Genomic DNA, 2,610 nt, shown 5'->3' with positions numbered 1-2,610 from the left:
AATTCAAAACCTTGAAGTTGTACAAGTTGTTCCAGAAAAGAACGTTATCCTTATCAAAGGTAACGTACCAGGTGCTAAGAAATCTCTTATCACTATCAAATCAGCAGTTAAAGCTGGTAAATAATAAAGAAAGGGGAAATCAGTCACAATGGCAAACGTAACATTATTTGACCAAACTGGTAAAGAAGCTGGCCAAGTTGTTCTTAACGATGCAGTATTTGGTATCGAACCAAATGAATCAGTTGTGTTTGATGTCGTCATCAGCCAACGCGCAAGCCTTCGTCAAGGAACACACGCTGTTAAAAACCGCTCTGCAGTATCAGGTGGTGGACGCAAACCATGGCGTCAAAAAGGAACTGGACGTGCTCGTCAAGGTTCTATCCGCTCACCACAATGGCGTGGTGGTGGTGTTGTCTTCGGACCAACTCCACGTTCATACGGCTACAAACTTCCGCAAAAAGTTCGTCGCCTAGCTCTTAAATCAATTTACTCTGAAAAAGTTGCTGAAAACAAATTCGTAGCTGTAGACGCTCTTTCATTTACAGCTCCAAAAACTGCTGAATTTGCTAAAGTTCTTGCAGCATTGAACATCGATTCTAAAGTTCTTGTTATCCTTGAAGAAGGAAATGAATTCGCAGCTCTTTCAGCTCGCAACCTTCCAAACGTGAAAGTTGCAACTGCTACAACTGCAAGTGTTCTTGACATCGCAAATAGCGACAAACTTCTTGTCACACAAGCAGCTATCTCTAAAATCGAGGAGGTTCTTGCATAATGAATTTGTATGATGTTATCAAAAAACCTGTCATCACTGAAAGCTCAATGGCTCAACTTGAAGCAGGTAAATATGTATTTGAAGTTGACACTCGTGCACACAAACTTTTGATCAAGCAAGCTGTTGAAGCTGCTTTCGAAGGTGTTAAAGTTGCCAACGTTAACACAATCAACGTAAAACCAAAAGCGAAACGTGTTGGACGTTACACTGGTTTTACTAATAAAACTAAAAAAGCTATCATCACACTTACAGCTGATTCAAAAGCAATCGAGTTGTTTGCTGCTGAAGCTGAATAATCTAAGGAGGAAATATCGTGGGAATTCGTGTTTATAAACCAACAACAAACGGTCGCCGTAATATGACTTCTTTGGATTTCGCTGAAATCACAACAAGCACTCCTGAAAAATCATTGCTTGTTGCTTTGAAGAGCAAGGCTGGTCGTAACAACAACGGTCGTATCACTGTTCGTCACCAAGGTGGTGGACACAAACGTTTCTACCGTTTGGTTGACTTCAAACGTAACAAAGACAACGTTGAAGCTGTTGTTAAAACAATCGAGTACGATCCAAACCGTTCTGCAAACATCGCCCTTGTACACTACACTGACGGTGTGAAAGCATACATCATCGCTCCAAAAGGTCTTGAAGTTGGTCAACGTATCGTTTCAGGTCCAGAAGCAGATATCAAAGTCGGAAACGCACTTCCACTTGCTAACATCCCAGTTGGTACTTTGATCCACAACATCGAGTTGAAACCAGGTCGTGGTGGAGAATTGGTACGTGCAGCTGGAGCTTCTGCTCAAGTATTGGGTCAAGAAGGTAAATATGTTCTTGTTCGTCTTCAATCTGGCGAAGTACGTATGATTCTTGGAACTTGTCGTGCAACAGTTGGTGTTGTCGGAAACGAACAACATGGACTTGTGAACCTTGGTAAAGCAGGACGTAGCCGTTGGAAAGGTATCCGCCCAACAGTTCGTGGTTCTGTAATGAACCCTAACGATCACCCACACGGTGGTGGTGAAGGTAAAGCACCAGTTGGTCGTAAAGCGCCATCTACTCCATGGGGCAAACCTGCTCTTGGTCTTAAAACTCGTAACAAGAAAGCGAAATCTGACAAACTTATCGTTCGTCGTCGCAACGAGAAATAATAGTAAACTAGTCGCCTAAGCAACTAGGAAATCCGCCAGCTCGGTAGCGCTCCATGTGAGCGCAAGCCGCTGTGGTACAACATTTAAAGGAGAAAATATAAAAATGGGACGCAGTCTTAAAAAAGGACCTTTCGTCGATGAGCATTTGATGAAAAAAGTTGAAGCTCAAGCTAACGACGAAAAGAAAAAAGTTATCAAAACTTGGTCACGTCGTTCGACGATCTTCCCAAGTTTCATTGGTTACACTATTGCAGTTTATGACGGACGTAAACACGTACCTGTTTACATCCAAGAGGACATGGTAGGTCACAAACTTGGTGAATTTGCACCAACTCGTACTTACAAAGGTCACGCTGCAGACGACAAGAAAACACGTAGAAAATAAGGAGAACATAAATGGCAGAAATTACTTCAGCTAAAGCAATGGCTCGTACAGTACGTGTTTCACCTCGTAAATCACGTCTTGTTCTTGACAACATCCGTGGTAAAAGCGTAGCCGATGCTATTGCAATCTTGACATTCACACCAAACAAAGCTGCTGAAATCATCTTGAAAGTCTTGAATTCAGCTGTAGCTAACGCTGAAAACAACTTTGGTTTGGACAAAGCTAACTTGGTAGTATCTGAAGCATTCGCAAACGAAGGACCAACTATGAAACGTTTCCGTCCACGTGCGAAAGGTTCAGCTTCAC

The 2,610-nt window shown here is 42.5% G+C and carries 5 protein-coding genes and 1 pseudogene; all 6 read left to right on the top strand.

The features are described from left to right. A pseudogene (locus PCY17_RS12095) lies at positions 1-124 on the top strand (50S ribosomal protein L3); the annotation flags it as partial. A gap of 24 nt (positions 125-148) precedes the next feature. Continuing rightward, positions 149-772 carry a 50S ribosomal protein L4 gene (rplD, locus tag PCY17_RS12090; RefSeq protein ID WP_000024541.1) on the top strand — a complete coding sequence of 208 codons (624 nt, stop codon included), beginning with the start codon at positions 149-151 and terminating at the stop codon, positions 770-772. Beyond that, the gene (locus PCY17_RS12085) at positions 772-1,068 is read left to right on the top strand and encodes a 50S ribosomal protein L23 (protein ID WP_001055347.1); all 297 of its coding nucleotides are present in this window, start codon (positions 772-774) and stop codon (positions 1,066-1,068) included. Before rplD ends, PCY17_RS12085 begins: the two co-directional genes overlap by 1 nt. 17 nt (positions 1,069-1,085) lie before the next feature. Further along, positions 1,086-1,919 carry a 50S ribosomal protein L2 gene (gene rplB / locus PCY17_RS12080; protein ID WP_000512910.1) on the top strand — a complete coding sequence of 278 codons (834 nt, stop codon included), beginning with the start codon at positions 1,086-1,088 and terminating at the stop codon, positions 1,917-1,919. Between the two features lie 103 nt (positions 1,920-2,022). Continuing rightward, complete coding sequence (gene rpsS / locus PCY17_RS12075; protein WP_000533766.1) at positions 2,023-2,304, top strand: 30S ribosomal protein S19; 282 nt, start codon at positions 2,023-2,025, stop codon at positions 2,302-2,304. A gap of 11 nt (positions 2,305-2,315) precedes the next feature. Then, positions 2,316-2,610, top strand: a 295-nt coding sequence (gene rplV / locus PCY17_RS12070) for a 50S ribosomal protein L22 (RefSeq protein ID WP_301395761.1), incomplete at its 3' end; no start/stop codon positions are given.

The organism is Streptococcus sp. SO2 (genome assembly GCF_030440025.1).
This window is presented reverse-complemented; position numbering and strand designations above follow the sequence as displayed.

What these genes read in the sequence shown, in the direction of transcription:
- rplD (WP_000024541.1), top strand. Translation starts at nt 149, where the DNA reads ATGGCAAACGTAACATTATTTGACCAAACTGGTAAAGAAGCTGGCCAA.
- PCY17_RS12085 (WP_001055347.1), top strand. Translation starts at nt 772, where the DNA reads ATGAATTTGTATGATGTTATCAAAAAACCTGTCATCACTGAAAGCTCA.
- rpsS (WP_000533766.1), top strand. Translation starts at nt 2,023, where the DNA reads ATGGGACGCAGTCTTAAAAAAGGACCTTTCGTCGATGAGCATTTGATG.